Source organism: Delftia sp. K82 (assembly GCF_002193035.1).
Classification (GTDB): Bacteria; Pseudomonadota; Gammaproteobacteria; order Burkholderiales; family Burkholderiaceae_C; genus Comamonas; species Comamonas acidovorans.
Genome location: NZ_MYFL01000004.1, coordinates 206,335 through 228,132 on the forward strand (window position 1 = coordinate 206,335; position 21,798 = coordinate 228,132).

General features: G+C 68.3%; 22 protein-coding genes. 15 read left to right on the forward strand and 7 right to left on the reverse strand.

The genetic code is table 11. The annotated features are described in order from the left end of the window. Positions 1-96 precede the first annotated feature (96 nt). Complete coding sequence (locus KDK82_RS24330) at positions 97-699, forward strand: TetR/AcrR family transcriptional regulator (protein ID WP_256974546.1); 603 nt, start codon at positions 97-99, stop codon at positions 697-699. A gap of 26 nt (positions 700-725) precedes the next feature. Here the strand turns inward: KDK82_RS24330 and KDK82_RS24335 are convergent, their stop codons facing one another. The 3 genes from KDK82_RS24335 to KDK82_RS24345 all read right to left on the reverse strand — a co-directional run bounded on the left by KDK82_RS24335 (position 726) and on the right by KDK82_RS24345 (position 3,752). Then, the gene (locus tag KDK82_RS24335; RefSeq protein WP_012202061.1) at positions 726-1,904 is read right to left on the reverse strand and encodes a cell wall metabolism sensor histidine kinase WalK; all 1,179 of its coding nucleotides are present in this window, start codon (positions 1,902-1,904) and stop codon (positions 726-728) included. Continuing rightward, a complete protein-coding gene (locus KDK82_RS24340; RefSeq protein WP_088166466.1) occupies positions 1,889-2,614 on the reverse strand; it encodes a response regulator in 726 nt (241 codons plus the stop codon). The genes KDK82_RS24335 and KDK82_RS24340 overlap by 16 nt, the downstream gene beginning before the upstream one ends. 133 nt (positions 2,615-2,747) lie before the next feature. Continuing rightward, positions 2,748-3,752 (reverse strand): fimbrial protein, encoded by a 1,005-nt coding sequence (locus tag KDK82_RS24345; protein WP_088166467.1) that lies wholly within the window; start codon positions 3,750-3,752, stop codon positions 2,748-2,750. Between the two features lie 344 nt (positions 3,753-4,096). Here KDK82_RS24345 and KDK82_RS24350 point away from each other — a divergent pair, with 344 nt between their 5' ends. Genes KDK82_RS24350 through KDK82_RS24390 form a run of 9 tightly spaced genes read left to right on the forward strand, consistent with a single transcriptional unit; the run spans position 4,097 to position 12,143 of the window. Continuing rightward, positions 4,097-5,569, forward strand: coding sequence for an efflux transporter outer membrane subunit (locus KDK82_RS24350; RefSeq protein ID WP_088166468.1), 1,473 nt, complete (start codon positions 4,097-4,099; stop codon positions 5,567-5,569). Further along, a complete protein-coding gene (locus KDK82_RS24355; protein ID WP_012202065.1) occupies positions 5,566-6,720 on the forward strand; it encodes an ABC transporter permease in 1,155 nt (384 codons plus the stop codon). The genes KDK82_RS24350 and KDK82_RS24355 overlap by 4 nt, the downstream gene beginning before the upstream one ends. A gap of 15 nt (positions 6,721-6,735) precedes the next feature. After that, positions 6,736-7,494, forward strand: coding sequence for an ABC transporter ATP-binding protein (locus tag KDK82_RS24360; RefSeq protein ID WP_013800028.1), 759 nt, complete (start codon positions 6,736-6,738; stop codon positions 7,492-7,494). Continuing rightward, entirely contained in the window at positions 7,491-8,435 is a 945-nt protein-coding gene (locus KDK82_RS24365) for an HlyD family secretion protein (protein ID WP_088166469.1), read from the forward strand. Before KDK82_RS24360 ends, KDK82_RS24365 begins: the two co-directional genes overlap by 4 nt. After that, a complete protein-coding gene (locus KDK82_RS24370) occupies positions 8,428-9,132 on the forward strand; it encodes an MtnX-like HAD-IB family phosphatase (RefSeq protein WP_088166470.1) in 705 nt (234 codons plus the stop codon). Before KDK82_RS24365 ends, KDK82_RS24370 begins: the two co-directional genes overlap by 8 nt. After that, positions 9,129-10,070, forward strand: coding sequence for a carboxylesterase (locus tag KDK82_RS24375; RefSeq protein WP_088166471.1), 942 nt, complete (start codon positions 9,129-9,131; stop codon positions 10,068-10,070). The genes KDK82_RS24370 and KDK82_RS24375 overlap by 4 nt, the downstream gene beginning before the upstream one ends. Continuing rightward, a complete protein-coding gene (locus tag KDK82_RS24380; protein WP_012202070.1) occupies positions 10,060-10,428 on the forward strand; it encodes an EamA family transporter in 369 nt (122 codons plus the stop codon). Before KDK82_RS24375 ends, KDK82_RS24380 begins: the two co-directional genes overlap by 11 nt. A gap of 1 nt (position 10,429) precedes the next feature. Continuing rightward, positions 10,430-10,924 (forward strand): multidrug efflux SMR transporter, encoded by a 495-nt coding sequence (locus tag KDK82_RS24385; RefSeq protein WP_012202071.1) that lies wholly within the window; start codon positions 10,430-10,432, stop codon positions 10,922-10,924. Then, positions 10,917-12,143, forward strand: coding sequence for a DegT/DnrJ/EryC1/StrS family aminotransferase (locus tag KDK82_RS24390; protein ID WP_088166472.1), 1,227 nt, complete (start codon positions 10,917-10,919; stop codon positions 12,141-12,143). Before KDK82_RS24385 ends, KDK82_RS24390 begins: the two co-directional genes overlap by 8 nt. Here the strand turns inward: KDK82_RS24390 and KDK82_RS24395 are convergent. From KDK82_RS24395 to KDK82_RS24410, 4 genes are all read right to left on the reverse strand, one after another. Next, complete coding sequence (locus KDK82_RS24395) at positions 12,106-13,428, reverse strand: cyclopropane-fatty-acyl-phospholipid synthase family protein (protein WP_088166473.1); 1,323 nt, start codon at positions 13,426-13,428, stop codon at positions 12,106-12,108. The genes KDK82_RS24390 and KDK82_RS24395 overlap by 38 nt on opposite strands. Before the next feature lie 77 nt (positions 13,429-13,505). After that, on the reverse strand, positions 13,506-14,417 hold the full coding sequence (locus KDK82_RS24400) for an arginase family protein (protein WP_088166474.1): 912 nt from the start codon (positions 14,415-14,417) through the stop codon (positions 13,506-13,508). Further along, positions 14,399-15,472, reverse strand: coding sequence for a GNAT family N-acetyltransferase (locus tag KDK82_RS24405; protein ID WP_088166475.1), 1,074 nt, complete (start codon positions 15,470-15,472; stop codon positions 14,399-14,401). Before KDK82_RS24405 ends, KDK82_RS24400 begins: the two co-directional genes overlap by 19 nt. 7 nt (positions 15,473-15,479) lie before the next feature. Continuing rightward, positions 15,480-16,853 carry an aspartate aminotransferase family protein gene (locus KDK82_RS24410; protein WP_034397609.1) on the reverse strand — a complete coding sequence of 458 codons (1,374 nt, stop codon included), beginning with the start codon at positions 16,851-16,853 and terminating at the stop codon, positions 15,480-15,482. 278 nt (positions 16,854-17,131) lie between these two features. On the opposite strand from KDK82_RS24410, the gene KDK82_RS24415 reads away from it, so the two are divergent. From KDK82_RS24415 to KDK82_RS24435, 5 genes are all read left to right on the forward strand, one after another. After that, positions 17,132-19,558, forward strand: a complete 2,427-nt coding sequence (locus KDK82_RS24415; RefSeq protein ID WP_088166476.1) for a TonB-dependent hemoglobin/transferrin/lactoferrin family receptor — start codon at positions 17,132-17,134, stop codon at positions 19,556-19,558. A gap of 172 nt (positions 19,559-19,730) precedes the next feature. Then, the gene (locus KDK82_RS24420; RefSeq protein WP_012202078.1) at positions 19,731-20,219 is read left to right on the forward strand and encodes a hypothetical protein; all 489 of its coding nucleotides are present in this window, start codon (positions 19,731-19,733) and stop codon (positions 20,217-20,219) included. A gap of 6 nt (positions 20,220-20,225) precedes the next feature. Beyond that, positions 20,226-21,035: a DUF4198 domain-containing protein gene (locus KDK82_RS24425; protein WP_088166477.1), complete on the forward strand. Its 810-nt coding sequence runs from the start codon at positions 20,226-20,228 to the stop codon at positions 21,033-21,035. Between the two features lie 80 nt (positions 21,036-21,115). Beyond that, complete coding sequence (locus KDK82_RS24430; protein WP_065344914.1) at positions 21,116-21,478, forward strand: type II toxin-antitoxin system RelE/ParE family toxin; 363 nt, start codon at positions 21,116-21,118, stop codon at positions 21,476-21,478. Then, positions 21,478-21,798, forward strand: coding sequence for a helix-turn-helix domain-containing protein (locus KDK82_RS24435; RefSeq protein WP_016452227.1), 321 nt, complete (start codon positions 21,478-21,480; stop codon positions 21,796-21,798). Before KDK82_RS24430 ends, KDK82_RS24435 begins: the two co-directional genes overlap by 1 nt.

Genomic DNA, 21,798 nt, shown 5'->3' on the forward strand with positions numbered 1-21,798 from the left:
GCGTGTCTCCGTGATCGTTGGTCTCAACGCAAAAGTCTAGGAAAAATGCCCAGCAAAGGTGTTCGGGTTTCACGGCAGCAGCCGCAGCCGCCCAAAGTGCGGCGCCGCCCCCTGCAATCGCGCGCGCAGGCCACGTCGCAGGCGCTGCAGGACGCCTTTGTTCGGCTTGTGATCGAGCAGGGCTACGAGCGCACCACGGTGCGCGAGGTGGCCGCCGTGGCCGGCGTGGGCCTGGGCACCTTCTACGAATACTTCGGCAACATGGACACGCTGGCGGCCATGTGCATCCACCGCCAGGTGCAGGCCCTGCATGCCCAGGGGCTGCAAACGCTGCAGGACAGTGCCGGCATGCCGCTGGCCACGCGCGTGGACCGCCTGCTGGACACCCTGGTCGACGGCATTGCGCGCGAGGCGCCGATGTGGGCCGCGCTGTTCATGCTGGAGCGCAAGGTGTCCGCGCCCGAGCCCTTCCGCCGCCACTACCAGGCCTATGTACAGCTGTGGGGCACGGCATTGCAGGACTGCGATCCGCCGCTGCCCGCGCCGGCCCAGCCCCTGGCACGGCTGCTGCACACGCTGACCTATGGCTGGGTGTCGCAGTCGCTGCTGGCGCTGGGGCCGCAGCAGACGCTGCAGCAACTGCGCGAGCCGCTGGGCTGGGCCATCCATGCGCTGCTGCGCAAGGCGCAGGCTGCGTAGTCCCTCGGGGCTCAGGGGCCCGAGGCTCAGACGCGCGGAAAGCGCAGCGTGAAGCGGGCGCCGCCCTGCTCGGAGTCATCGGCCTCCACGCTGCCGCCCTGGGAGACGGTCAGTGCCTTGACGATGGACAGGCCCAGGCCCGAGCCCTCGCGGCGGCGCTTGCCGGGCACCTGGGCAAAGCGCTGGAAGGGGTGGGCGCGCAGCTCGCTGGGCAGGCCGGGACCGGCATCGCTGATGCGCAGCACGGCCCAGGCACGGCCTTCGATATCGGATTCCACCGTCAGCGCCACGCCCAGCCATGCGCCGCTGGCCGCATGGCGGATGGCGTTGCTGACGAGGTTGGAGAGGATCTGGCGCATGCGGTCGGCGTCGGCACGGATGTCGGCCATGCCGATGTCACTGGGCGCGGGCAGGTGCATCTCCAGCTGCATGCCATGCTGCAGGAGCTGGGGGTGCAGGTGGTCCAGCGTCTCGGCCACAAGTTCGGCCAGGTCCAGGCGCTGCTTTTGCAGCGACAGCTGGCCGGCATCGGCCATGGACAGCGTGTGCAGGTCGCCGACCAGCCGGCCCAGGTGCTCGACCTGGAACAGCAGCGTGTTCAGCTCGGTGTCGTCTGCGGCGATGACGCCGTCGCAGATGGCATGCAGGCGCGCCTGCAGCACGGTCAGCGGCGTGCGCAGCTCGTGCGAGATCGAGGCCGCCGTGGCGCGGCGCTCGGCCTCCAGCGTCTCCAGCGAATCGATCATGCGGTTGAAGGCCACCACCATCTCGGCCATCTCGCCATGGGCCTTGCCGGGCAGGGCGCGCGCGCTGAAGTCGCCCAGCTCCACGCGCTTGGCCACCTCGACCATGGACGCCAGGGGCCGCGTCACCAGGCGAGACACCCAGAAGCCCACGGCCAGCCCGAAGGGCAGGCACACCAGCAGGCCGATGACCAGGGACCATTTCTCGCCGAACAGCAGATCGCCCGTCCAGTACTGGCCGTAGATCTGCATGGCGCGTGGGCTGTCTTCCAGCGACTGGGCGTTGAGTTCGTCCAGCTCGATCTGCACGGCCGGCGGCAGGCTGCTGTAGAAGTCGCGGTACTGGATCTCGGAGAACACCAGCACGCCGATGGCCAGCAGGGCAATGGTGCTGAGCACGGTGGCCGTGATCCACAGGCCGAAGCGCACCCAGATGCGGTTGGGCCTCAGTCCCAGGGCCATAGCCGGTAGCCAATGCCGCGCACGGTCTCGATCAGGCCTTCCTGGCCGGCCAGCTGCAGCTTGCGGCGCAGCTTGGACAGATGGGAGTCGATGACGCGCTCCAGCGCATCGCTCTCGGGCAGGCAGTGCTCGATCAGGTGGGAGCGCGAGAAGCAGCGCCGGGGCTGGGCCGCCAGGCAGGCCGGCAGGCGGAATTCGGTCAGCGTCAGGGGCAGCGGCAGGGCGCGGCCTTCGTTGTCGTAGACCACGGCGCTGTGCGCCTCGGAGTCGATCTCGATGGGGCCCACGCGGATGGGCGCGGGCGCCGGGTTCTTGCGTGCCTGGGTGCGGCGCAGCACGGCGCGCACGCGGGCCACGACCTCGGGCGGATTGAAGGGCTTGACCACGTAGTCGTCGGCGCCCAGGCGCAGGGCCAGCAGCTTGTCCACATCATCGGCCAGCGCCGTGACCATGATCACGGGCGTCTGGCTGTCATCGCGGATCGCGCGCAGCACGTCGATGCCGTCCATGCCGGGAAGGTGGATGTCCAGCAGCACCAGATCGGGCCGCAGCAGGCGGAACAGCTGCAGCGCCTCCTGTCCGTCCGGGGCCATGCGCGAACGCAGCCCGTCCCGCTCGAGATAGGCCGTCAGGATGCTGGCGATGGCGGGCTCGTCTTCGACGACGAGCACGAGGGGGGTGGTTGCCGTTGGCTGTGCTGTGGAGTTCATGGGAAAGCTGGCAGGGCCAGGCGCACATTATGGTGCGATGCCCTGGATGCCGCCGCCCCTCCATATTGGCTCCACGAAGTCTGCAATCGCGCGCAAGGCTGGCGCTGTTCATTTCCTGCGGACCCATCAGCGGCTATTGGTAGCTCATCGTGAAGGTCGCCCTGCCATAGGCCATGCCAGGTGTCACGCTGCCGGCTGTCTGCACCAGGCGCGCGCTCAGCGGAATCTTCAGGCTGTTCTGCCCCTGTGCGACCTGGCCCGCATTCCATTGGTTGGCATTGCCCAGGCTGCCGGAGTCGGGGCCGAAGCTCACGGGCACGTTGTTTCTCAGTACCTGTATGCCGACACCCCGGGCCTTGGAATTTTGGGCCAGCGTCAGCGTGCTCGATCGGTTGGTTGCCTGGGTGGCATCCGTCAGCGTGATGAAGGCGGTCAGACGTGTATTGGCTTCGCCTCCCGCGCAGGTCAACTCGATGCTGAAGTCCTTGGCTGCCGTGACGGACCCGATTCCCTTGAAATCGGCGAACGGGGCGGGGGCCATGGTCACGTCGATCTTGCCCGTGGACACCCGACAGGTCGGCGGCCTGGGGCGGCTGCTGACGTTGACGGTGATGCCACTCGAAAAGAATACCGTGGCCAGCAAGTCACGGGCATTGCTGGTCCCTGAGTAGATTCGTGCGAAGCTGCCATTCAGGTAACCGCCAGATGTGAGTTCTCCGGTTTTCACGAGCTCGAGGGTCATGTTGTTGCTTGGCAGTGAATGGAACATACCCTGTTTCAGCATGGACCCCGAATAAGGCGCGGCTCTTTCCCATGTGATTTTCATGCCCAGGTTGGGGATGGAGGTGGAATATATTCCGCCGCTTTCCGTTCCAATGCCTTCTATGTAATAAAAATCATTGTCACAAGAAATATGGTAGCTGCCGGCGCCGGTATTCTGCAAAGCCATTGTCCTGGAATAGACAACGCTGCCAATCGGATAATTTTCATTGACGATGGTGGGGGTGTTGGCTGAACCTGGAAACTGGGCATTCCAGCCCTGGGAGGAACAACGGGCCCAGGATGAAATAGGGGCCATAAAGAAAATCAAGAGGAGAGGCGTGGCCAATGCATGGCGCAAGATGGCTGTGAAATACATGCTGTGAACTCCAGCCTGGAAGATATGGATCAATGCCTTGGGACAGGTGGCATAGGGCGCGATATCCGGTCAATGTACTGACCTGCATGTGGCCTTGGAATTGGAGCGTTCTGAAAATAAACTCGGAATCATCCGAGTCCACAGTGATCGGGCGGTCCGCAACTGGCTCTCGCCCGGGTTGGGGCAGAGAGGCTCCCGCAAGGCGCTGCGCTCTCCATGTTTCCTCCATAAAGCCTGCAACCTCGCGCAAGCTTGGCCGCGTCCAATGGCTATCCGGGGACATGGTTCCCTGGCCTCGTTTTCCCGGCCCTCCCCTCGATCATCCCCTCCCGCCTGTCCATCCCGTGAACCACGCCGCCGCGACGCATCGCCTCTCCAGCCTGTGCCTGGGCGCCGCCCTGGCGCTGGCCGGTTGCTCCTCGCCGCCTCCGGCGCAGCTTGACGGCTCGGTGCCCACGCAGTGGACGCAGCCCCTGCCAGCCGCCGCGCCGGGTGCACCTGGCTCGGCCGCAGCGCCCGACCTGCAGGGCTGGTGGAAGGCCTGGGGCGACGAATCCCTGAACACCCTGGTCGAGGAGGCGCTGGCCGCCAACCTCGACCTGTCCCAGGCCCAGTCGCGCCTGCGCCAGCAACGGCTGCTGGCCGGCACGGCCGGCTCGGCCTTCCGGCCCGTGTTCACGGCCGGTGCGCGCACGCTGCAGGACATTGCGGCCATCGACTCGTATTTCCACGCCAGCATCGACGTGAGCTGGGACCTGGGCCTGTTCGGCGCCCGCGAGGCCGGCGAGCGCAATGCCGCCGCCTCCGTGCTTGACGCACGGGGCCGACTGCAGGCGGCGCGCGTGGCCCTGGTGGCCGATGTGGTCCACCGCTATCTGGACATCCGCATGGCCCAGCGCCAGCGCGCCCTGATCGACGAACAGGCACTGCTGGATGCGCGTGCCCTGCAACTGGCACAGGTGCGCCAGCAGCAGCGCCTGGGCACGGCAGAGGCCGTGCACCAGCTGCAACTGCAGGCCGGCCAGAGCGCGGCCTTGCGTGCCAGCCTGCGCGAAACCCAGGCCCGCAGCGCCCACATGCTGGCCGCCTTGCTGGGCCGCACGCGGCCCGATGCGCAGTGGCTGCAGGCCGATGCCAAGGCCCCGCTGCCCGGTGCCCAGGCGCTGGGCGTGGCCGCCCTGCCGGCCGACCTGCTGCGCACGCGCCCCGACATCCAGGTGGCGCAGGCCGCCGTGGAACGCGCCGCGGCCGAGCAGGGCATTGCGCATGCGGCGCTGTATCCGCGCTTCGTGATCGGCGGCTCGCTGCTGTACTCGTTCAACATCACCCAGAACCTGCGTACCACGCAGGACAACGCACCCACCTTCGGGCCGCAGATCGACATTCCCCTGTTCGACTGGGGCCGCCGCCGCTCCCAGGCCGACGCCAGCGAGCTGGCGCTGCAGGCCGCCATCCAGGCCTACCGCCAGAGCGTGCTCGACGGCGTGGCCGAGGTCGAGTCCGCACTGGCCGCGCTGGACGCCCAGCGCGAGCGCATCGCCTCGCTGCAGTCCACCCAGCAGGTGCTGGCCGAGCGCGAGCGCGTGCAGGACCAGCGCCTGAAGCTGGGCCTGGACAGCGAATTCGGCGGCCTGGCGCCCCGGCGCGCCGCGCTGCAGGCGCGCAGCGAGCAGACCACGGCCCTGGCTGCCCATGCGCTGGCCTACGTGGCGCTGTACAAGGCCCTGGGCGGCGCGCCGCTGCCTGCCGAGGACAAGGACGCTGCCGACAGCGGCATGGCTCCACTGGCTCCGCTCGCACAAGGAGCGCCCTCATGATCGCCCTGGCACGCAAGACGCTGGTGCACGAGTGGCGCCGCTTCATTCCCTCCGTCTTCGCCGTGGGCTTCTCCGGCGTGCTGCTGGCCATGCAGGCCGCGCTGGTGCTGGGCATCTTCGGCTCGGCCGCGCTGTATGTGACGGCTTCCTCGGCCGACCTGTGGATCGGCTACCCGGGCACGCAGAGCGTGAACTTCGGCCGCACCATCGGCCGCGACGTGGACATGCGCCTGCGCATGGACCCCGATGTCGCGGCGGTCGAGCCCTATGTCTGGGTGGACGGCGACTGGCGCTCGGACTCGGCGGCCGGCGGCGCGGCGAGCGAGCACGGCGGCGGCGTGTCGGTCTACCTGTCGGGCATTGCCACCGATGACGCCTCCATGCTGTTTTCCCACGTGCTCCAGCCCTGGCAGCGCCAGCGCCTGCGCGAGACCGGCGCCGTGATCGTGGACCGGGCCGACCTGCAGACCCTGGGTACCAGCGAAGGCGGCGTGGCCTGGGTCAACAACCACCGCGTGCAGGTGGTGGCGGCCGTGGACGGCCTGCGTGGCCTGGGCGGCGTGAACGTATTGGCCTCGCTGGCCACGGCTCGCGAGATTGCGGGCGACCCCGGCCAGGGCAGCACCTATTTCGTGGCGCGCGTGCGCCCGGGCGCCTCGGCCAAGGCCGTGAAGCAGCGCCTGAACCAGCCCACACCCAGCTTCGGCCCCTACGAGGCCTGGACGGCCAGGGAATTCGCGCGGCGCTCGCAGCGCTACTGGATGTTCGACACGGGCGCCGGCGCGGGCGTGCTGTTCATGGCCGTCATCGTCTGCCTGGTGGGCTCGGTGGTCACCAGCCAGTCGCTCAAGGCCGTGGTGGCCGCTTCCTCGCGCGAGTACGCCGTGCTCAACGCGCTGGGCGTGAGCCGCGCGGCACTGGGCCGCGTGGTGGTCGAGCAGGCCTGCTGGATCGGCGGCCTGGGCTTTGTGATGGCCGCGCTGGCCAGCGCCGTATTGCTGGCCCTGGCCATGGCCTACCGCGTGCCCGTGGCGCTGAACGCATCGGCCGTGCTGGCCTGCGCCGTGCTGGTGGCCGTGCTGTCCCTGCTGTCGGGCCTGGGCGCCATGCGCAGTCTGCTGCGTGCCGACCCGGCCACGCTGCTGCGCTGAAGACGGCCAGACCCCATGAACGTGATGAATGCCCACTCCCCCGCGCCCACGGCGGCGCCCCGCACGGCACCCAGCCTGGAGGCCGTGCGCCTGTGCAAGTCCTTTCTGTCGGGCATGGTCAGCGTGCAGGTGCTGCAAGGCCTGTCCGTGTCGCTGTACCCGAGCGAGCTGAGCCTGATCTCCGGGCCCTCGGGCTGCGGCAAGAGCACGCTGCTGTCACTGATGTCGGGCCTGCAGGCGCCCGACAGCGGCCACGCCATGGCGCTGGGCGAGGACCTGGGCAAGCTGGGCACGCGGGCGCTGGAGAAATTCCGCCTGCGCCACACGGGCTTCGTCTTTCAGGGCTTCAACCTGTTCCCGGCGCTGACGGCCATCGAGCAGGTGCAGCTGCCCCTGGGCTACATGGGCCTGCGCAGCGACGAGGCCCTGCGCCGCGCGCAGCAGGCGCTGGACGAGGTCGGCCTGTCCCACCGCGCCCACATGCGTCCGGCCGAACTGTCGGGCGGCGAAAAGCAGCGCGTGGCCATCGCGCGCGCCATGGCCAAGGCGCCGCAGCTGCTGTTTGCCGACGAACCCACGAGTGCGCTGGATGCCGAAAGCGGCCAGCGCGTCATCGACATCCTGCACCGCGCGGCGCGCAACCATGGCACGACCGTGCTGTGCGTGAGCCATGACCCGCGTCTGGTGCGCCATGCCGACCGCGTGCTCGGCATGGAGGACGGCGCTATCCGCAGCGACTGGCGCCAGACCTCCCCGTTGAAGGAAAAAGAATGAAGTACCCCCTGAGCGGCCTTGCCGCGTCCACTGCCGGTCTGGCTGCGGCGCTGGCCGCCGCTGCGCTGCTGGCGGGCTGCGGTCCTTCGCACGATGCGCCTGCCAATGCCGGCCAGGCCAGCGCCAAGGCGCAGCAAAACGGCCCGGCGGCCGTGGCCGTGGCGCGCGGCAAGATCGAGGTGGAAGGCGGCCTGCTGGACCTGTCGCCCGCCGTGGCCGGCGTGGTGCAGCAGCTGTCCGTCAAGGAAGGCCAGTCCGTGCAGCGCGGCCAGTTGCTGCTGAGGCTGGCCGACGATACGGGCCAGGCCGACCTGGCCGTGGCCGAGTCCGAGGCCCAGCTGGCCAAGGCCCGCCAGAAGGCACGCGCCGCGCGCCTGCCCCAGCTCAAGCAGACCCTGTCGCGCTGGCAGGCCGCAGCGCGCGAGGGCGCCGCCGATGCGCAGAACGTGGACGAGGCCGCGCAGGCGCTGCGCGATGCCCAGGCCGAGATCGACGTGGCCGCGGCCGAGGCCCAGGTGGCACAACGCAAGCTCGAACAATTGCGCGCCCAGCACAAGCGCCAGGAACTGCGCGCGCCCGAGGCCGGCACCGTGGTGCGCCTGGCCACCCACGCGGGCAGCCAGGCCGTGCCCGGCACGCCGGCCGTGGTGGTGCTGCCGCAGCGCCCGCTGCAGGTGCGCGCCGAAATCAACGAAAGCTTCGCCGCCGCCGTGCGCGAAGGCATGCGGGCCACGGTGACGCTGGACGCCGATGGCGCCGCACAGCAGCAACTGCCCTCGGCACGCGTGCTGCGCATCAGTCCCGTCTATGGCACGGCGCGGCTGCAGGACGACCAGCAGCGCGGGCCGGTGCGTGTCATCGAGTGCGTGCTGGTCTTCGAGCAAGCTCCCGCCGCCGCCGTGCGCGTGGGTCAAAACGTAAGGGTGCAGTTTCATGAATAAGCGCATTCCCCTGTATCTGGACACCGCCGCCCCCGGCTGGATGGTGCAAAGCGACTTCGACGGCACGATCAGCCTGCTGGACGTGACCGACACCCTGCTCAACCGCTTCGGCAAGCCCGGCTGGCAGGAACTGGAAGACGCCTGGGAGCGCGGCGAGATCGGCTCGCGCGAATGCATGAAGGGCCAGGTCGCGCTGCTGGACATGGACGAGGCCGAGCTGCGCGCCCACCTGGACACCATCGAGATCGACCCCGGCTTTGCCGGCTTCGTGGCGGCCGCCCAGGCCCACGGCATGGTGGTGCAGGTGGTCAGCGACGGCATCGACTACGCCATACGCCATGTGCTGGAGCGCCATGGCCTGGGCGATCTGCAGGTCATCGCCAACCGCCTGGTGCAGACCGGCGAGCGCAGCTGGCGACTGGACTCCCCCTGGGCCAGCGCGCAGTGCGCGCGCGCCAGCGGCAACTGCAAGTGCGAGCGCCTGGCCGAGCAGCAGGCCCTGCACGGCCGCGTGCTCTACGTGGGCGACAGCACCTCGGACTTCTGCGTCTCGGGCCGGGCCGACTTCGTGCTGGCCAAGTACAAGCTCATCGCCCACTGCGAAAGCCGGGGCATCGCCCATGCGCCCTTCGAGCATTTCGAGCAGGCCACGGCCCTCCTCGACAAGGTCGTCCTGGGCCTGGAGGTGATGGCATGAACATGGCCGATGGATTCGACGCCGTTCAGCGCAGCGAGCCTGCCACGGGGCTGGACAATGTCTGCGTGACCGAGCATGAATTCGTCATGCCGGGCACGGGCGCGGCCGCGCGCACCGGCGTGCTGCTGGTGCACGGGCTTACGGGCACGCCTGCCGAGATGCGCCTGCTGGCCAAGGGGCTGAACAAGCAGGGCTTCACCGTCTATGCGGTCCAGCTGGCCGGCCATTGCGGCAGCATGGAAGATCTCGTGGACACGCGCTGGACCGACTGGCTGGCCAGCGTGGAGGCCGGCCTGCAGCGGCTGTCGCAGCACATGGACCATGTGGTGGTCGGCGGCCTGTCCATGGGCGCCGTGCTCTCCCTGGCCGTGGCCCAGCGCCACCCCGGCAAGGTGGACGGCGTCTGCGCCCTGTCCACCACCTTCCGCTACGACGGCTGGAGCATTCCCTTCTACACGCGCCTGGCCTTCCTGCTGCCGCTGTTCCGCGCGCTGGGCATTGGCCGCCACAGCGTGTTCATGGAGCAGCCGCCCTACGGCATCAAGGACGAGGCGCTGCGCGCACGCGTGGTCGAGCAGATGCACTCGGGCGACAGCGCGGCGGCCGGCCTGCCGGGCAATCCCTGGTGGTCCATCATCGAGCTGCGCCGCCTCTCGGCCCATGTGCTGGCGCGCCTGCCCCAGCTGCGCTCGCCCTGCCTGGTCATCCATGCGCGCAACGACGACATCTCGTCGGTGGCCAACGCCCATGACATCGTGCATGGCGCCAGCCAGGCCCATGTCGAGCTGGTGCTGCTGGACAACAGCTACCACATGGTCACCATTGACCGCGACCGCCGCACCGTGATCGCGCGCACCACCGAATTCGTGGCACGCATCGCCAGCGGTGCCGCCCCCCGCGAGGTGCGGGCTGCGGAGGCCGCACGGCATGGGCAGTGATCTCTCGCCGCTGGTCATCACGCTGTGGGTGCTGAACGTGCTGGTGGACAGCGGGGGCCAGCTGGCCTTCAAGGCCGCCGCCAGCCAGCCCGGTGACCTCGACGGCCTGGCACGCTGGCGCTTCATGGCCTCCAGGCCCTGGCTGTGGCTGGGCGTGGGCTGCTACGTGGCCGAGTTCGTGCTGTGGCTGGCCTTTCTTTCGCTGGTGCCGCTGTCCGAAGGCGTGCTGCTGGGCTCCATCAACATCGTGGCCATCATGATCGCGGGCCGGCTGCTGTTTGCCGAGAAGTTGGCACCCATGCGGGTCGCCGGAATTGTCCTCGTGTCCATAGGCGTCGCCATCGTGGGCCTGCATTGAAATGAAGCGCTTTTATTTCATCGGCTTTCTGGTGCTCATGGCCTTCGACACGCTGGCCCAGCTGAGCTTCAAGCAGGCCGGCAATGCGGCGCTGCCGCTGGAGTTCTCCACGGCCTGGCTGGCGCGCGTGTTCGGCCAGCCCTGGATCTATGGCGCCTTCGTGGGCTACATCGGCGCCTTTTTCTCGTGGATGACCTTGCTCAAGCGCGCGCCCATCGGCCCGGCCTTTGCGGCATCGCACCTGGAGATTCTTTCCGTGCTGGCGCTGTCGTACTGGTTGTTCGACGAGCGCATAGGCATGCCCCAGATCATCGGCTGCCTGTTCATCGTGGCCGGCATCGCCTGTCTGGCCGTCAGCGAGACGCAGGAGGCCGAGGGGCCCGGCGCAGACGATGACACGCCGGGCCATGCGGGCGGCAACCCGGGCGCGGGCTCGGCCAGCGCGGGCGCCGCGCATCTGGCGGCCTCGGCCGAGCACGGCACGCACCGTGGCTGAACGCGTGCTGCCGCCCACGGCGGGCCTGCCGCTGCGCGCGGCCGACCTGCTGCCCTGGGGCGACGCGGACCTGGCGACGGCGCTGGCGCAGTGGCTGGGCGTGCCCGCCGTGCAGCTTGAATGCTCGGGCACCTCGGCGCTGATGGTGGCGCTGCAGACCCTGCGCCGCCTGGCGCCGGGCCGCAGCGAAGTCATCGCACCCGCCTATACCTGCCCGCTGGTGGCCCTGGCCGTGGCGCACTGCGGCCTGCAACTGCGCCTGTGCGATCTGCATCCCGACACGCTGGACATGGACCCCACGCGCCTGCGCGCCCTGTGCAGCGAACGCACCCTGGCCGTGCTGCCCACGCATCTGTGCGGCCGCGTGGCCAACGTGGCCACGGCCGTGGACTGCGCGCGCGCCGTGGGCGCCTGGGTGGTGGAGGACGCGGCCCAGGCCCTGGGCGCGCGCCTGCGCGGCGAGCCCGTGGGCTGGCAGGGCGATGTGGGCTTCTACAGCCTGGCCGTGGGCAAGGGCCTGACCACCTTCGAGGGCGGCGTGCTGCTGGCACGCGACCTCGCGCTGCGCGAGGCACTGCGCGAGACACATGCGGCCAGCGTGCGCCAGGACCGGGGCTGGGAGTTGCGCCGCAGCCTGGAGCTGCTGGGCTATGCGGCGCTGTACCGCCCCGCCGGGCTGGAGCTGGCCTATGGCCGTCCCCTGCGCGATGCGCTGTCGCGCAGCGACTGGGTGCAGGCCGCCGGCGATGATTTCGACGACGCCATTCCCCGCCATGAACTGGGCGCCTGGCGCCGCCGCGTGGGCCGGCGCGCGCTGGCGCGGCTGGCGGATTTCCAGCAGCAACTGCAGCGCCAGGCCCGTGAGCGCGGCGCCTGGCTGTCGGCCATCGATGGGATCGAGGTGGTGGGTGACACCGTGCCGGGTGCGCAAGGCGTCTGGCCCGTGCTGCTGCTGCGCCTGCGCGATGCCGCCACGCGCGATGCGCTGCTGCGCGCGCAATGGGGGCGGGGCTGGGGTCTGTCGCTGCCCTTCGTCCATGTGCTGCCCGACTATGGCCGCTACGACCATGTGCTGGGCCTGGCGCGCCAGGACGTGGTGGACCAGGGGCGCGACTGGGCACGGCGCCTGGTGGCCGTGGGCAACAGCCTGTGGTTCGACGACGCGCGCTTCGAGGCCTTGCTCAGTCTGCTGGAGAGGCCGCACGCCGCGCCTGGCTGACGGCTGCGGCCTGCGTGGCGCCGGGTTGTGTCATGGCGCCGGGCGGTGGCTCGCGCCCGCGCAGGGCCTGGCTGCGTTCGGCGACATAGTCGCGCGTGAGCGGAACCGCTTCCTGGCAGCGTGCCAGCTGCACCTGGAAAATGGCGATGTCCTGGTAGCGGAAGGCGGCTTCCGACATGGACAGATAGAACTCCCACATGCGGCAAAAGCGCTCGTCGTAGAGCGCGGCAGCCTCGCCGCGGCGCGCCATGAAGCGCTCGCGCCACAGCCGCAGCGTGCGCGCATAGTGCAGGCGCAGCACTTCGATATCGGTGACCACCAGGCCGCTGCGTTCGATGGCCGGCGTGAACTCCGACAGGGACGGGATGTGGCCGCCCGGGAAGATGTAGCGCTCTATCCAGGGATTGTTGAAGTCGGGCACATCGCTGTTGCCGATGAAGTGCAGCAGCATCACGCCATCGTCGGACAGCAGCTCCCGGCACTGGCGGAAGAAGGCGTCGTGAAAGCGCGTGCCCACATGCTCGAACATGCCCACCGAGACGATGCGGTCGAAGGTGCCGCGCGTGTCGCGGTAGTCTTCCAGGCGGTAGCTGAGTCGGTCCGCGCACGGGGACTGGTCGGCACGCTGGCGGGCGCCCGCCAGCTGCTCGCCGGACAGCGTCACGCCCGTCACATGGCCCGCGCCAGCCACCTCGGCCAGGTAGCGCGACAGTCCGCCCCAGCCGCAGCCTATGTCCAGCACGCGGTGGCCGGGCTCCACGAGCAGCTTGGCGGAGATGTGGCGCATCTTGGCCCGCTGGGCCTGCTCCAGGCTTTCGTCGCCATGCTCGAAGTAGGCGCAGGAGTACTGGCGCTCGCCATCCAGAAAGAGCCGATAGAGCCGGTCGTCGAGGTCATAGTGGTGCGCCACGTTGGCGCGCGCCTTGCTGCGGCGGTTGTGCTGCAGCAGCGGGCGCAGCCGCATGCGCCAGGCATCGAGCAGCCGAACGCTGGCCGGCACGGGCAGGTTGCGCGCGTTGCGCAGCACGAGCTCCAGCACGTCGTAGATGCTGCCCCGCTCCACCACCAGGCGCTGCTGCATGAACATCTCGCCAAGGTTCAGGTCCGGGTCGCGCATCAGGGCCCACAGCGCGCGCCTGTCCGTGAAGCGGATGCGTGCCTGCGGCTGGCCGCCGTCGCCGAAGGCCAGCATGCGCCCCCAGGGCAGGCAGATTTCGAGCAGTCCCTTGCGCACCAGGGGGGTGAAACTGCGCTGCAGCAGTCTTTCGGTCAGCCGGTCGATCATGGGGTTGCCTCCTGTCTTGCGGTCGGCCGCGGTGCGCGGACGTGGGGTATGCGGGGTGTGCGGGGTGTGAACGGATCCTAGGGGCTGGTGCAGGTCTGGATGTATTCGACCAGCCGTTCGTTGAAGGCATGCTGGCCCAGCTGCCAGGTGGCCAGCGTCTGCGCGTCGATCTGCGTGTCCTGGCCGTCTCCGGCGCTCATCCAGCGCTTCCACCAGGTCGTGTAGCGCCAGGAGGACACATCGCCCGTGATGTCGCTGCCCACGATCTGGCCGGCCAGCGCGCTGATGATGTCCAGGGCCTCGCCTTCCTGCATGCGGCCCTGGTCCCAGTTGGTGCGCACCACCTCGGGCGCGAACACGTCCTTGTCGATGCTCAGGTAGGTGGGCTGGGCCTGCTCGCGCAGCATGCGCGCCAGCGTGCGGGACAGGTCGGCCACGCTGGCAAAGCCGCGAAAGGCGGCATCCACGCCCAGGCGGCGCGCCCAGCCCGTGTCCACGCCTGCGCTCCAGTAGCTCAGGCGGCCGGCGCGCAGCGGCGTGAGGTAGTTCTCCCAGGCGTGCGCGCGGCCGATGTCGCCGGAGGTGATGCCGGCCACATGCACATGCGAGACGGCCGGATGCAGGGCCACGCGCCGCACCCAGGAGCCGCAGTGCACGCCCCAGGGAAAGCGCATGTTGTCGGGGTGGTTGTCCAGCACGACCACGCGCAGCGGCCGGCCCGCGGACAGGGCCTGGGCGGTGATGCAGCGCTCGATCAGCGGCCAGCTCAGGTGGTGGAAGTCGCCACTGCCCATGAGGGCCGTGCCATGCGCGGCGGGCAGTTGCGCGTCGAGCGCCGCGCGGAACTGCGCAAAGCGGCGCAGGCCGCAGCCAAAGCGCACCTGCTCCTGCCAGTCCTGCAGCGGCAGGCGCAGCTCGCCGGGCAAGGTCCCCACCGAGCCATCCACATCCAGCACGACCGGCTGGGCATTCAGTTCTGTTCGCTCCATTGGCGATCGCTTTCGAAGTGGCCGGCAAAGCGCCGGCCCAGTGCGCGCAGCAGCGGATTGCGGATGAAGACCGCATGCTGCGTGAAGGTGAAGCTGGCGCCCAGCTGGGCCTTGACCTCGGGGTCGGTCCAGCCGGCCACGTAGTGGCTCAGGCCGCGTTCGATGGCGTATTCAAGGTTGACCATCCAGCTCACGAAGTAGAGATTGGCCTCGCGCGCGGCCGGGTAGGACAGGCCGATGTACTTGTCGATCAGCTTGCCGCCGTGCTCGAAGCACAGGTTCCAGCCCAGCAGCGCGCCGGGCGTGCCGTCGTCCTGCAGCGCGCGGTACTCGAACACGGTGCCGCCGTTGCCTGCATCGCGCAGCAGGGCCGCGAAGAAATCGCGCGTGAGCCTGTCGAAGTGGATCTCGCTTTGCGCATACACCGCATCGAACAGCGCGTAGTAGGCATCGACGCAGGCGTCATCGGCAAAGGCTGCGCCCGTGGGAATGCGCTGCACCTGCAGCTGCGCGCGGCTCCTGAGCTTGCGGCGCAGGTTCTGGCGGCGGCTCTTGGACAGGCGCGCAAGGTATTCGTCCAGGCTGGAGAAGTCGATGGGCACATGGGCCAGGGCCTGGCCTTCGACCAGGATGAAGCCCGCATCGGCCAGGGCCTGCGCCAGCGCCCGTGCGTGGGCGTTGTCGGCGTCCGGCAGCAGCGGTGAATCCTGGGGCAGGTCCTTGACGATGGTCAGCATGCGCCGGCCTGCGCACGCACGCAGCGCGGCAGCCTGCTGGGCGGCAGGGGTGCCCATGGGCAGCACGGCGTACTCGCTGACCGTGGTGCCCACGAAGTCGGTGGACAGGCGCAGCCGGCGCGACAGCCAGCCGCCACCGGGCAACGACAAAAGACGCGCCTTGAGCGCGTCGTCCGCCGTGGTCAGAAGATCGAAGGGCGCCGTGAAGGCCGGCGCCGGCCAGTCCTGCAGCAGTGCGAAGCCCTCGGGAGGATGGGCCGCGAACTGCGCGAGCAGGCCTGGGGGTTCGAGCTGGTTGTGCAGGCGCTCTGCGGGCATCGCGCCTTCAGGCCGCCTTGGCTTTCGTGAGCAACTGGTCCAGCAGGACCATGGCTTCGTCGATCTCGGGGCGCGAGATCATCAGCGAGGGCGCGAAGGTGATCACGTTCTTGTAGTAGCCGCCCACGTCCAGCACCAGGCCGCGTTTCTGGCCCTGGTATTCCAGGCCGCCTTCGAGGCCGATGTCCACCATCTTGTCCAGCAGCGCCTTGTTGGGCGTGAAGCCGTCTTCGGTGCAGATCTCGGCGCGCAGCGCCAGGCCCAGGCCGTCCACATCGCCGATTTCCTTGTGGCGCTTTTGCAGCTCCTTGAGGCCCTCGAGGAAGTAGGCACCCGATTCGCGCACCTGGCGGCCGAAGTCCATCTCGTGGGTCATCTTCATGACTTCCAGGCCCAGGGCCGTGCCCAGCGGGTTGGAGGCGAAGGTGGAGTGGGTCGATCCCGGCGGGAAGATGGTGGGGTTGATCAGCTCCTCGCGCGCCCACAGGCCCGACAGGGCGTTGAGGCCGTTGGTCAGCGCCTTGGCGAAGACCAGCACGTCGGGCTTGACGCCGAAGTTCTCCACCGACCACAGCGTGCCGGTGCGCCAGAAGCCCATCTGGATTTCATCGACCACCATCAGCACGCCGTGGTCGTCCAGCACCTTCTTGAGGCCCTTGAAGAAATTGGGCGGCGGCACGACGTAGCCGCCCGTGCCCTGGATGGGCTCCACGTAGAAGGCTGCGTACTCGCACTGGTTGGTCTTGGGGTCCCAGATGGCGTGGTATTCGTTCTCGAACTTGCGCGCGAATTCCCGGACGATGGAGTCCGCGTACTCCTCGGACGTCATGCCCTTGGGGCGGCGGAACGGGTAGGGGAAGGGGATGAACTGCGCGCGGTCGCCGAAGTGGCCGTAGCGGCGGCGGTAGCGGTAGCTGGAGGTGATGCTGGAGGCGCCCAGCGTGCGGCCGTGGTAGCCGCCCTCGAAGGCGAACATCAGGCTCTTGCCGCCGCTGGCATTGCGCACGACCTTGAGCGAGTCCTCGATGGCCTGGGCTCCGCCCACGTTGAAGTGCACGCGGCCGGCATGGCCCCACTTGCGCTCCGCATCCTGGGCGATGAACTTGGCCAGCTCGATCTTGGTGGGGTGCAGGTACTGGCTGGCGACCTGGGGCAGGGTCTGCAGCTGCTCGATCATCTTCTGCTCGAGGCGCTTGTTCTTGTAGCCGAAGTTCACGGCCGAATACCACATCTGCAGATCAAGGTAGGGCGTGCCGGCCTCGTCGTACATGTAGCTGCCTTCGCAGCCCGAGAAGATCTTGGGCGGGTTGACGTAGTGGACGGTATCCCCGAACGAGCAGTACTTGGCTTCGTCGGCCAGAAGTTGGGCGTTATTGATCACAGCAAAGGGCTCCAGATATTCAGCCGCCGCAGTGTGAGCGGGCAATCTTGCTGCGCTGTCGAGTCTTTGTGTGGGGTTTGTGGAGGAGGCCCGCGCGGAGCCTGGATCGGCCCCTGTGACGTAAATGAGACAAAACAAATGATAATCATTATCAATTGATGGGAGAATCGCGGAAAGCCAGCAGGAACAATCACACACGGGGGGAGCAATGGTCTCGCAAGAGCACTCCGCGGACAGGTCGGCAGCTAGCCAGCAACCCTCTTTCCCCGATTCCCGCCATGGCTGTGTCTTCGCGTTCGTCTTTCCTCTCCCTCTCCCGCAATCCCTCGCGCACGCCGGTATTGCGGCACAGCCTGCTGGCCGTGGCCGTGCAGGCCGCCGTGATCGGTCTGGCCGTGCCCGGCGCCTGGGCACAGACGCGGACGCAGACGCATGTGCAGACTGCGGACGATGAGGCCCGGCTGATGGCGCAGGCTCCCACCAAGGCGCTGGCCCAGGTCGATGTGGTCGATGCAGCCGAGCCCGTGCAGCGCACGCCGGGCGCCTCCACCACCGTCAGCGGCCCGGCGCTGGAGCAGGTCGGCAGCATGGCCGACGTGGTGCGCTACCAGCCCCTGGTCTCCGCGCCGGGCACGGCCTCGGGCACCAGCCGCAACCGCAGCAGCTTCGACCGCTCGGGCACCACGGGCTACAACATCCGCGGCATCGAGGGCAACCGCATCGGCATGGATGTGGACGGCGTCGAGATGCCCGACGCCACCACGCGCCCCTATGTGAGCCGTGTCGGCGCCAACACCTTCGGCGTGGGCCGCGACTTCATCGACCCCGAGATGTTCTCGGCCGTGGACATCCTCTCCGGCACCACCACGGCGCGGCGCGCGGCCGGTGGCATCGGCGGCTCGGTGGGCTTTCGCACCAAGTCCGCCGAGGACTACCTGGTGGGCGGCAAGACCTCCTACCTGGGCGGCAAGATCGGCCACGACACGGCCGACCGCTCCTGGAACGAGAGCTTCACGGCCGCTGGCCGCTCGGGCGACCTCGACGGCCTGATCGCCTACTCGCGCCGCGACGGCCACGAGACGCGCAACCACAGCGCCATCGTCAACAGCTATCCCGATGACTGGAACTCCAACGCGCTGCTGCTCAAGGGCGGCCTGCGCATAGCCCCGGCCCACCGCCTGGTGCTGTCGGCCGACCTGTACCGACGCAAGAACGACACCTCCTTCCACGGCTGGGACACCACCAACACCAGCATCACCGAAAGCTCGCGCCAGAACAGCGACACCAGTCGCAACACGCTGCAGCTGCAGCACCTGTGGACACCGGCCGGCGCCTGGGTGGACCAGCTGGACACGCGGCTGTACTTCCAGAACACGGACACCAACGACGTCACCGACACCACCACGCTGGCCACGGGCGCCAAGGTGCACAACGTCTCCGGCAATGAGACGCGCACCTGGGGTTTCTCGAGCACGGGCGACAAGCGCATCGACCGCCACCGCCTGAGCTTTGGCGTCAATGCATCGACACAGGACACGGAGCGGCCGTGGAACGTTTTCGCTACCGGCACGCCCGTTATGAAGCCCCAGCCCGACACCACCACCCGCCGCTACGGCGCCTTCCTGCAGGACGAGATCAGCTTCCAGGCCGGCGGCCGCCGCCTGGCGCTGATTCCCGCGCTGCGCGTGGACCGCGTGGAGATCAAGACACGCGACCTGGACAACTTCGTCTCGGGCGTGCTCACGGCCGCCGATGTGGAAAAGATTTACGGTGGCACGCGCGGCAACACCATCCTCAGCCCCAGCCTGGCCCTGGTCTATGACCTCACGCCCACGTTCAGCGCCTATGCCCAGTTCAAGCGCAGCGGGCGCGCGCCCTCGGCCGGCGAGATCTTCGGCTCGTGGAACATGGCCAGCAACTACAACGCGGCAGGCCAGTACGCCCTGGTGGGCAACCCCAACCTGAAGGAGGAAAGCAGCAATGCCTTCGACTTCGGCCTCAAGGGTTCGCCCACGCCGGGCGTGACCTTCAACAGCTCGGTCTTCTATACCAGGTACTCCGACTTCATCGCCTACACGCGCTACCTGCGCGCGGGCCGTCCCGACCTGTTCGTCAACGTGCCCGCCCACATCGGCACCATCTACCAGGCCGAGAACCGCGACAGCGCAAAGATCTACGGCTTCGAGGCCAGCGCGCGCCTGGACCACGGCCAGTGGATGCCCGCCGCCAGGGGCCTGTACTCCACCTGGGCGCTGGGCATCAGCCGCGGCACCTCCAAGTCCTACTACGCAGGCGACAAGGATGTGCCGCTGGACAGCGTGCTGCCGCGCAAGGCCATCGTCGGCGTGGGCTATGACGCACCGGCCCGGCAATGGGGCCTGAACCTGACCGGCACCTTCGTCGCGGGCAAGCAGGCCGTGGCCACCAACCGCGACAGCTACCAGAACGCGGGCACCGGCCTGACCGACTCGACCACCGAGCTGTTCCGCGTGCCCGGCTATGCCATCTTCGACCTGGCCGGCTACTGGCAGGTCGCAAAGAACGTGCGCCTGAACGCCGGCATCTACAACCTGGGCGACAAGCGCTACTGGGACTATTCCAGCACCCGCAGCCTGCAGCCCGGCGTGGCGCGCGACCGCCGCGACATCGAGCTGCTGAGCAACCCGGGCCGCACCTTCGCCGTGTCCATGAACGTTGCGTTCTGAGCACCCTGCGCACCATGCCATTGCATCCACGCCACCTTCACTTGCCGCGTGGCGCGGATCCGAGGAGTTTCTCCAGGGGCCGGCCGGCCTTCCCTACAGCGGCGGTGTCGGCCGGAAAGCCTCCACCACCATCGCAGCCGCCGCTGTATCTGCCTACTTCAGGAGTCGTTTCATGATCGAGTTCTCTCTGTCCCACCGCATGCTGGCCGCTGCCGGCCTGGCGGCCCTGCTCACCGCCTGCGCATCGCCCACGGCACCGTCCGCCAGCGGCCCGGCCCAGCCTGCGGGCGGGCATGGCCAGTCTGCCTTCATGGGCAGCTACGACGCCAACCGTGATGGCGTGGTCACGCGCCAGGAGTACGACACCGTGCGCAAGCAGCGCTTCCTGGCCGGCGACACCAATGGCGACGGCTGGCTCAGCGAGAAGGAGTACGTGGACGAGTTCGAGGCCCGCCTCAAGCAGCAGTACGCGGGCCGCCAGCCTGACGAGCGCTATGCCCAGTCCATGAAGCAGGCCCATGTGCGCTTCGGCATCGTGGACAGGAACCGCGACGGCAAATACACCGTGGAAGAAGACATGGCCATCGCCGAACGCAGCTTCAAGGAAGCCGACGTCAATGCCGATGGCGTCGTGGACAAGAACGACGTCAAGAAGCCCTGAGCGGACATGGCCAAAACCCCATCCAAGCGATTGGCCTGGTGGCTGCCGCTGCTGTCGGCCGTGTGCATCTCCGCCCAGGCCCATACGCCCTACCTGCTGCCCACCAGCTTCGAGGCTTCGCCCCGGGCCGTCATCAGCGTGGACGCCAGCTTTGCCGACAAGTTCTTCATCCCCGAAGTGGCTTTTGGCGAAACGCGCTTCACCGTGACGGCGCCCGACGGCTCGGTCACGCCCATGGCCGATGTGCGCCAGTTCAAGACCCGCACCGTGGCCGAGCACCAACTGCCCGACGAGAAGGGCACCTACCGCGTGAGCACCGGCCCGCGCCTGGGCGCCGTCTTCCGTTCGTGGGAGCGCAACGGCAAGGTGGAGACGGCGCGTGATCCCGCCACGCCCACGCCGGCCGATGCCAAGCTGCTGAGCCACTACCAGTCGCTGTCGGTCTCCGAGACCTACATCACGGTGGGCAAGCCCAGCCGGGCCGCGCTCGCGCCCTCAGGCAAGGGCCTGGAGATCGTGCCCGTCACGCATCCCGCCGACCTGTTCGTGGGCGAGAAGTTCGACTTCACCGTGCAATACGACGGCAAGCCGCTGGCCGCGCAGAAGGTGGAAATCTTCCGCTCGACCATGGACCTGGCCAGCCAGCACAGCGTGGATGCACTGACCACCGATGGCGAGGGCCGCATCTCCTACGCCCTGCCCAAGTCCGGCATCTACCTGGCCCTGGTGCGCTACCGCGCCGACGCCCCCGCCGGCGCCGCCGCGCCGCAGTACGGCAACAACTACACGCTGACCTTCAGGGTGCTGGCGCAGTGATGAAGAGAGCCCGCTGATGCGGGCTCTTCTTTTTGCTGGATGCAAGCATGGAGAAATTTATATCTGAACGGATATAATTCATGACGAACCAACGCAAACTGCTGTACTGGGAAGGCTCATCGAAGAAGGACTTCAAGGACTTCCCCATCGGCGTTCAGAAGGATATGGGCGTGGCGCTGTTCGTTGTCCAGTTGGGCGGCATGCCGAACTCGGCCAAGCCGTGGAAAGGGCTGGGCCCAGGCGTATATGAGTTGGTCGAAGACCACAGGGGAGACGCTTTCCGTGCCGTCTACAGTGTCCGTATCGGCGACGCCGTCCATGTGCTCCATGCGTTTCAGAAAAAATCAAAATCCGGCATTGCCACGCCGCAGCCCGACGTGGATCTGATCGAGAAGCGTTTGAAGTCCGTACTGGCCCGCTATGGAGCGGGCGGGAGAACATGATGCATCGCCAGGATTCTTCGCAGGGAACAGCCAATGTGCTGGTCGATCTGGGCTTCGAGGACGCACAGGAACTGTCGGCCAAAACTGTGCTGGCCATGAAGCTCAACGAGCTGATGGACAAGCGCGGGCTCAGTCAGACCGAGGCTGCAGGCATCACGGGCATGACGCAGCCCAAGATTTCCCAGGTCCGGCGCTACAAGCTGCAGAACATCTCTCTGGAGCGCCTGATGCAGGCGCTGGTGTCGCTGGACCAGCAGGTCGAGATCGTCGTGCGGCCTGCGCGCCGTGCGCACGCGGCCGGCATCACGGTGGCGCCCTGA

What these genes read in the sequence shown, in the direction of transcription:
- KDK82_RS24380 (WP_012202070.1), top strand. Translation starts at nt 10,060, where the DNA reads ATGGGCAGTGATCTCTCGCCGCTGGTCATCACGCTGTGGGTGCTGAAC.
- KDK82_RS24370 (WP_088166470.1), top strand. Translation starts at nt 8,428, where the DNA reads ATGAATAAGCGCATTCCCCTGTATCTGGACACCGCCGCCCCCGGCTGG.
- KDK82_RS24395 (WP_088166473.1), bottom strand. Translation starts at nt 13,428, where the DNA reads ATGATCGACCGGCTGACCGAAAGACTGCTGCAGCGCAGTTTCACCCCC.
- KDK82_RS24360 (WP_013800028.1), top strand. Translation starts at nt 6,736, where the DNA reads ATGAACGTGATGAATGCCCACTCCCCCGCGCCCACGGCGGCGCCCCGC.
- KDK82_RS24375 (WP_088166471.1), top strand. Translation starts at nt 9,129, where the DNA reads ATGAACATGGCCGATGGATTCGACGCCGTTCAGCGCAGCGAGCCTGCC.
- KDK82_RS24340 (WP_088166466.1), bottom strand. Translation starts at nt 2,614, where the DNA reads ATGAACTCCACAGCACAGCCAACGGCAACCACCCCCCTCGTGCTCGTC.
- KDK82_RS24335 (WP_012202061.1), bottom strand. Translation starts at nt 1,904, where the DNA reads ATGGCCCTGGGACTGAGGCCCAACCGCATCTGGGTGCGCTTCGGCCTG.
- KDK82_RS24365 (WP_088166469.1), top strand. Translation starts at nt 7,491, where the DNA reads ATGAAGTACCCCCTGAGCGGCCTTGCCGCGTCCACTGCCGGTCTGGCT.
- KDK82_RS24355 (WP_012202065.1), top strand. Translation starts at nt 5,566, where the DNA reads ATGATCGCCCTGGCACGCAAGACGCTGGTGCACGAGTGGCGCCGCTTC.
- KDK82_RS24415 (WP_088166476.1), top strand. Translation starts at nt 17,132, where the DNA reads ATGGCTGTGTCTTCGCGTTCGTCTTTCCTCTCCCTCTCCCGCAATCCC.
- KDK82_RS24420 (WP_012202078.1), top strand. Translation starts at nt 19,731, where the DNA reads ATGATCGAGTTCTCTCTGTCCCACCGCATGCTGGCCGCTGCCGGCCTG.
- KDK82_RS24400 (WP_088166474.1), bottom strand. Translation starts at nt 14,417, where the DNA reads ATGGAGCGAACAGAACTGAATGCCCAGCCGGTCGTGCTGGATGTGGAT.
- KDK82_RS24345 (WP_088166467.1), bottom strand. Translation starts at nt 3,752, where the DNA reads ATGTATTTCACAGCCATCTTGCGCCATGCATTGGCCACGCCTCTCCTC.
- KDK82_RS24425 (WP_088166477.1), top strand. Translation starts at nt 20,226, where the DNA reads ATGGCCAAAACCCCATCCAAGCGATTGGCCTGGTGGCTGCCGCTGCTG.
- KDK82_RS24435 (WP_016452227.1), top strand. Translation starts at nt 21,478, where the DNA reads ATGCATCGCCAGGATTCTTCGCAGGGAACAGCCAATGTGCTGGTCGAT.
- KDK82_RS24405 (WP_088166475.1), bottom strand. Translation starts at nt 15,472, where the DNA reads ATGCCCGCAGAGCGCCTGCACAACCAGCTCGAACCCCCAGGCCTGCTC.
- KDK82_RS24385 (WP_012202071.1), top strand. Translation starts at nt 10,430, where the DNA reads ATGAAGCGCTTTTATTTCATCGGCTTTCTGGTGCTCATGGCCTTCGAC.
- KDK82_RS24430 (WP_065344914.1), top strand. Translation starts at nt 21,116, where the DNA reads ATGACGAACCAACGCAAACTGCTGTACTGGGAAGGCTCATCGAAGAAG.